Source organism: Dyella sp., assembly GCF_035508675.1.
GTDB lineage: Bacteria > Pseudomonadota > Gammaproteobacteria > Xanthomonadales > Rhodanobacteraceae > Dyella_B.
In genome coordinates this window covers 1-6,142 of record NZ_DATJMN010000224.1, presented here as the reverse complement: position 1 = coordinate 6,142, position 6,142 = coordinate 1, and the positions used below count along the sequence as shown (strand labels likewise).

At 58.9% G+C, this 6,142-nt stretch carries 5 protein-coding genes; all 5 read left to right on the top strand.

Translation table 11 applies throughout. The annotated features are described in order from the left end of the window. Positions 1 to 313 precede the first annotated feature (313 nt). The 5 genes from VMA74_RS12035 to VMA74_RS12015 all read left to right on the top strand — a co-directional run bounded on the left by VMA74_RS12035 (position 314) and on the right by VMA74_RS12015 (position 5,531). Positions 314 to 862 carry a hypothetical protein gene (locus VMA74_RS12035; protein ID WP_325367260.1) on the top strand — a complete coding sequence of 183 codons (549 nt, stop codon included), beginning with the start codon at positions 314 to 316 and terminating at the stop codon, positions 860 to 862. A 515-nt stretch (positions 863 to 1,377) separates the two neighbouring features. Continuing rightward, positions 1,378 to 1,710: a hypothetical protein gene (locus VMA74_RS12030; RefSeq protein ID WP_325367258.1), complete on the top strand. Its 333-nt coding sequence runs from the start codon at positions 1,378 to 1,380 to the stop codon at positions 1,708 to 1,710. Positions 1,711 to 1,948: 238 nt separating this feature from the next. After that, positions 1,949 to 3,193 carry a sterol desaturase family protein gene (locus VMA74_RS12025; RefSeq protein ID WP_325367256.1) on the top strand — a complete coding sequence of 415 codons (1,245 nt, stop codon included), beginning with the start codon at positions 1,949 to 1,951 and terminating at the stop codon, positions 3,191 to 3,193. Positions 3,194 to 3,459: 266 nt separating this feature from the next. Next, positions 3,460 to 3,876 carry a DoxX family protein gene (locus tag VMA74_RS12020; protein ID WP_325367254.1) on the top strand — a complete coding sequence of 139 codons (417 nt, stop codon included), beginning with the start codon at positions 3,460 to 3,462 and terminating at the stop codon, positions 3,874 to 3,876. Positions 3,877 to 3,992: 116 nt separating this feature from the next. After that, positions 3,993 to 5,531 (top strand): amino acid permease, encoded by a 1,539-nt coding sequence (locus VMA74_RS12015; protein ID WP_325367252.1) that lies wholly within the window; start codon positions 3,993 to 3,995, stop codon positions 5,529 to 5,531. Positions 5,532 to 6,142 lie beyond the last annotated feature (611 nt).

The following is a 6,142-nucleotide window of genomic DNA, read 5'->3' as shown; positions in this document are numbered from 1 at the left end:
GGTGACTGGTGCGATCTTGGCACCGCATTGAACACAACGGCAAGCGATCACTGGCTGCAATGGGGTCTTCGAGACTCTGATAGATTCAGGGCGGAGAAGCTTTTTTTGTGTTGACTCGGGCAGCGAAATGGTGACCCTGTTCTTACCCTGTTCTTACCCCGTTCTTCTATTCGAACTTTGTGACATCCAAAAACTCGCCGCTCGTTCAACAAATACGAGTTCAAGAAAAGCACTCCGCGGTCATTGCTGCTGGCTTGTAGTTATGGTCTTATTGTTGAGGTTGGTTTTCTGATGATTAATACGGGAAAAAGGTATGAGCGCCATTTTTTATTGGGTATATTCCTTTTTTGTAGGGCCGTTGTACGTTTTTTATTATTTCGCTTACAAAAACTATCTAAGGTTGGGTGAGTCAGTTGCATATGCACTGTTTTGGGCTCCAGTAGCGTCGACCTTCACGGTTCTGTGCGGCGCTGCTTTTTGGTTTATCAAGCCTTTGGAGCTTCTGTGTTATGCGGCTAAACAAAATATCCGACTATTGAGCAATATTGATACCTTTGCAGTATTCTTGGTTTTTGTTTTTTTGTCGGCATTGCTGCTCGTGTCTTTAATAAAAAGAAATCAAGATCAGATCTTGTCTAATTTTCGTCTCTTGAAATGTCCAGACCAGGCGCTACTCGTCATTCTTGGGGTGGCGTTTGCCGTCCCCTTGGCTCTAATAGAGGTGTCTTTTGGAAAATATCACTTTGGGCTTGCCACGTCGCTAGCGGTGACTTATTACACGGTTTTTTATTTTGTTTTCTTTAGGAGGATTTTTGCGAAAATTCTATTAAATAAAGATGAGAGGAGTCAGAGCCTGAGGTAAAGGGGATGGGACTTCGAAACAGGTTCAGGTTCTGAGGTTTCCCCACGTTTTCTGCCATACAATCAAAAGTTAGCATTCTGGACTTTTCCATCAGCAAGCGGAAGTAGTGCCCGCGATCCTCGTCATCGACAAACGTTGCGCGTCGATTCACTCCTCGCTGTGTTACATGCAAAGCAACGTCGGGAAGTCTAGTCGTGGTTGGCGCGGCATCCGGTCCGCTCCGTCCCCTTTTCCGTGTTCACTTCCAGGCTGCCTGCAAGGCGCCGGATCTTTGCGATTCCAACCACCTCGCGACGTGTCCAGTCACCCCGTCGCGGCTCAAGCCATTTCGTGCATTCACAAAACGGCAACCGCCTACATACGTAGTTTCGCCGATTTGCTACGTTCGGCTCGCCATCGATGCTCTCTTGTGTAGCGACATCGATGGCCATGGCAGCAATGCTGTGAGAAGCGCGGAACGTGAGAGCTGACACTCCCACGCTCCGCTAACCAACCAACTATGGAGACTAGTTGATATGGCTGAGCCAGATCATACGGCACCCGCACGTCAGTCGGGGCTCCCCGATTATCCGTTCACCCACATTCCCGGCGCTCCGCCGGACGGTGTGGGCGACGTTGAGCGAACGCAACTGGAAATCGTCTCCGCCATCGCTGGCATCGAGCATGTGAAGCTTGTCATCACATGCCTACTCGCTGACAGCGATGCCTACGGCGAAGCCTGGGCGGATGGTGAAGCGGTGCAGCCACTTTCGTGGCCGTTACCGGCGACGACCTATTCCAGTTTGCTGGTGGCCATCCACTTTCTCAACGAATGTGCAGCCATGCTTCGGTATGACCTGCACAGGTAAGGCGCCAGGGTCCGCATGATCCTTACCGCGGCACACCCCTGGAGGCGGTGTGCCGCACCTGCGCAGCTGTGCGTGACCCACGCGGCTACCTTCGGCGCAGGCAAGCATGGAGGGCGCCACTTGCGGCGTAGCAACATAAAAACGCGCCGCCATTTGCCGGTACCGCCGATATACTCGCCGCCAAGCGCTTCACGCCTTGGGGAGGCACGCGGCCGAGATGATCACGCCGGAACGCATCATGGCCTGGGCCATACCGGGTTTCTTCGTGTTGATCGGCATCGAGTTGCTGATCGCCAAGTGGCGCGGCCGCGACGTCTACTACCTCAACGATGCGATCAACAGCCTGGGCCTGGGCATGGTCTCCCAGATCGTCGGCGTCTTCACCAAGTTGTTCGCCATCGGTGTTTACGGCTGGTGCGTCACGCATCTGGCGCCATGGACCTTGCCGTCGAACCGCGTGTGGGTGTGGCTCAGCGGTGTGCTGCTCTACGACCTGCTCTATTACTGGTTGCACCGCTTGGGCCACGAAGTAAACGTGTTGTGGGCCGCGCATGTCGTGCACCATCAGAGCGAGAGCTACAACCTCACTACCGCCTTGCGCCAAACCGGCAGCGGTTTCCTGCTGGGCTGGATCGCCTATTTGCCGATGGCGCTGCTCGGTTATCCCACCGAAGTGTTTGCCGTCATTGCGTTGATCGACCTGCTTTACCAGTTCTGGGTGCATACCGAGGTGATCGGCCGGCTGGGCTGGTTCGATCGCGTGTTCTGTTCGCCGTCCAACCATCGCGCGCATCATGCGGTGAACGATCGTTACCTCGACCGCAATTACGGCGGCATCTTGATCCTCTGGGATCGCCTGTTCGGCACGTTTGTCGAGGAGGACGACGGCGATCCGCCGGTCTATGGCACGCGTGCGCCGCTGCAAAGCTGCAATCCGCTGTGGGCGAATGTGGACGTGTACTGGGCCATGCTCAAGGACAGCTGGCATGCGCGGCACGGGCTGGACAAGCTGCGCGTGTGGGTCAAGCCGCCGGGTTGGCGGCCTGCGGACGTCGCCGCGCGTTTTCCCAAACGGCCCTTCGATATCCGGCATGCGCGCTACAACCCGCCGCTGTCGCGGGCGTTGAAGATTTATTGCCTTGTGCAATTCGCGCTTCTGCTGTTGGTTGGCGTGAATTTTCTTGATGTGGCGCCGCACATGCCATGGGCGCCGGCAGCAGCGTATGCGGCGTACCTTCTGTACAGCTTGTGGGCGCTTGGCTTTTTGCTGGAGGGACGCCGTATCGGCCAGTGGCTGGAGTTGCTGCGCACGGCGGGAACGGCTGGCTGGGTGGCGATCAGCGGGCGCTGGTTCGGCATAGCGCATCTGGACGTGCGAATCGTCGTGGCGATGGCGCTGGTGTTTGGAGCGGGCGCTGTCGCGTTATGGCTGCTGGCCGGCTACGAGCGCCGGCATGGGACAGTTCGGCCGGTTCCGGGGTGATGAAATCCCGGCTTTGCTTGCATTCCGCGTACGTGGACTTCATCCCGGCGGCGTCGCAAGGGGTTTTTGCCGAAATGGGAGCCATCCCTGCAGCAGCTTTCGCCCCTGTTTGCGGGCCAGTGTGCGTCCAGGCGAAACGAGTCGTGAAATCCGCCTGCCAATGAGTTGGAACATGCAGCGGTTTGTTCCATAGTGTGCGCCAGAGGGTTCGTCCGGCTTGGCGTTGCCCGAGCCGGGCGCGTGTTGTTCTCCACAGGAGAATGATCATGCGATACACATCGCTGTTCGAACGTTACAAGGATGTTCTTCTGCTGATTGCCCGCATCCTGCTGATGGCCTTGTTCGTGATCTTCGGCTGGGACAAGTTCCTGAATTTCTCGGGCACGGTCAGCTACATGCAATCGGTGGGGTTGCCGTTTGCCACGCTTGCTTCCGCGAGTGCGCTGATCATGGAGCTGGTGGTGGGCGTGGCCATCCTGATCGGCTTCTATACGCGGCCGCTGGCCTTCCTGCTTTGCTTGTACACCTTGATCACGGCCCTGATCGGTCACCGCTTCTGGGCGCTGACCGGTGGCTTGCGCCTGGACACCATGATTCATTTCTACAAGAACGTGAGCATTGCTGGCGGCTTGCTGCTGCTGTGCCTGACTGGGCCGGGCAAATATTCGATGGATCGCCGCTGACCCAGGCGACGCGTTGCGTCGCAGCAAGGAACGGATGGTCGGATAGTGCTTTCGGCAGCCGTCGCGGGTGCTCGCTTTCGCTATGATCGGCGCTTTACGTTTTAGGAGAGTCGCCGATGAGTGTCCTGAGCAGGATGCTGCGCCATAAATCCGTCGAACAGTTGCAAGCGGATGCGGGGCAGCGGGGCGATTTCCGCCGTGTGTTGGGGTTGTGGCAGCTCACGGCGATCGGTATCGGCGGCATCATCGGGGTTGGCATCTTCGTCTTGGCAGGGCAGCAGGCTGCGGCCAACGCGGGGCCTGCCGTCGCACTGAGTTTCATCATCGCGGGCATGGGCAGTGCGTGTGCGGCGCTGTGCTATGCCGAATTCGCCGGGTTGATTCCCGTCACCGGCAGCGCCTATACCTATGGTTACGCGGTGCTCGGCGAATTCGTGGCCTGGATCATCGGCTGGGACCTGCTGCTGGAATACGCGCTGGTGGTCGCGGTGGTGGCGATCGGCTGGTCCGGTTATGTGCAGGTGCTGCTCGGTTCGGTGGGTATCCATTTGCCGGTATGGGCGCAGCAGAGCATGAGCGCGCAGACCATGGAGTATTACCTGCAGCAGCTGTTCGGCGTACATGGCGGGCAAGCCATCGCGGGGCCCAGCGACGGGCATCGCTTCAATGTGATTGCCGCCGTGGTGTCATTGCTGGTCGCGGCGCTGCTGACCATTCGCACGGAGTGGGGCGCACGCTTCAATACCCTGGTCGTGACGATCAAGGTGATCGGCGTGCTGCTGGTGGTGCTGGTCGGCGCGTTCTATGTGCATGCGGCGAACTGGCAGCCGTTTGTGCCGGCACGCGTGATCGATGCGCAGGGTGTGGGGCATTTCGGCTGGGCCGGCGTGCTGACCGGCGCCAGCGTGGTGTTCTTTGCCGTGTTCGGCTACGACACGCTGACCACGGCGGCGGAAGAGGCGAAATTTCCGCAACGCGACCTGCCGCGCGCGGTGCTGCTGTCGCTGGCGGTGGCGATGGTGCTGTATATCGCGGTGTCGTTGGTGCTGACCGGCATTACGCCCTACAGCAACCTGGGCGGGGATGCTTCCGTGTCGCAGGCGTTCGAATCCATCGGCCTGCATTGGTTGAGCGTGACGATTGCGGTGGCCGCGGTGATCGGCGTGACCAGCGTGCTGTTTGCCTTCATGCTGGGTGCCGCACGCATCTGGTTCGCACTGGCACGCGATGGCTTGCTGCCGGCCTGGTTCGCGCATATCCATCCACGCTTCGGTACGCCGGCACGGCCGACGGTGATTCTCGGCGTGTTCACCGCGATAGTCGCCGGCTTGCTGCCGATCGGCGAAGTGGCGGAACTGGTGAACATCGGCACGCTCAGCGCCTTCATCATCATTTGCACGGCGGTGCTGGTGCTGCGCATCCGCAAGCCGCATGTGCTGCGCAGTTTCCGCGCGCCGGCGCTGGCGGTGGTGTCGCCGCTGGGCGTGTTGTTCTCGTTGCTGCTGATCTTTGGGGTGCCGTGGTCGGATACCGATGGCTGGCATCGCATCGGCGGTTTGCCGTGGATCACCTTCGAGCGCTTCATCATCTGGATGGTGTTGGGATGCGTGATCTATTTCAGCTACGGCATGCGCCATAGCCGCATGAACGAGTAAGCCGGGCTGAAGTCCGGGTAGCGCCAATGCTCCGAACTTAAGGTCACGGCGCGATCCCTCGTAGGTTGGCGGTGAGGCGACGCCAAGCCCCAACATCGCCATCTGCACGGCAAGGTTGGGGTTCGCGCACGCTCTCCACCCACCTACGCGCTTCGATTCTGGCTTAAGGGATGGCACTAACTTGAGCCACAAAGTTTGTTGTTCGCGGAGATCTGCTCCCTCCCCTGCGGCAGTAGGGGAGGGTTGGGGTGGGGTTGCTTGGGCTTTAGCGTACAGCTGAATTTCCTGAGAAAAGTATGGAGGCGATGGTTGGCTCCTGCCGCTCGCTGCGCTCGCACCCCACCCTAGCCCTCCCCTACTTCGCAGGGGAGGGAACGTATCCTGGCGAGCGAGAGGTACACGCTATCGAGGCGTGTAGGTTGGTGGTGAGCGTATGCGAACCCCAACGTCGCCATGCACGTGGATCGCGATATTGAATCGCCCCGGGATTGGTGGAGGCTCCAACTCTTGAGAAGATGGAGCCATGAACAAATCGAACAAGTTCTCCCCGGAAGTCCGCGAGCGCGCCGTGCGTATGGTGCAAGAGCATCGTGGTGAGTACCCGTCGCTGT

Bases quoted from the DNA above. Each gene is read 5' to 3' on its own strand.
- VMA74_RS12035 (WP_325367260.1), top strand. From the start codon at position 314: ATGAGCGCCATTTTTTATTGGGTATATTCCTTTTTTGTAGGGCCGTTG.
- VMA74_RS12020 (WP_325367254.1), top strand. From the start codon at position 3,460: ATGCGATACACATCGCTGTTCGAACGTTACAAGGATGTTCTTCTGCTG.
- VMA74_RS12030 (WP_325367258.1), top strand. From the start codon at position 1,378: ATGGCTGAGCCAGATCATACGGCACCCGCACGTCAGTCGGGGCTCCCC.
- VMA74_RS12025 (WP_325367256.1), top strand. From the start codon at position 1,949: ATGGCCTGGGCCATACCGGGTTTCTTCGTGTTGATCGGCATCGAGTTG.
- VMA74_RS12015 (WP_325367252.1), top strand. From the start codon at position 3,993: ATGAGTGTCCTGAGCAGGATGCTGCGCCATAAATCCGTCGAACAGTTG.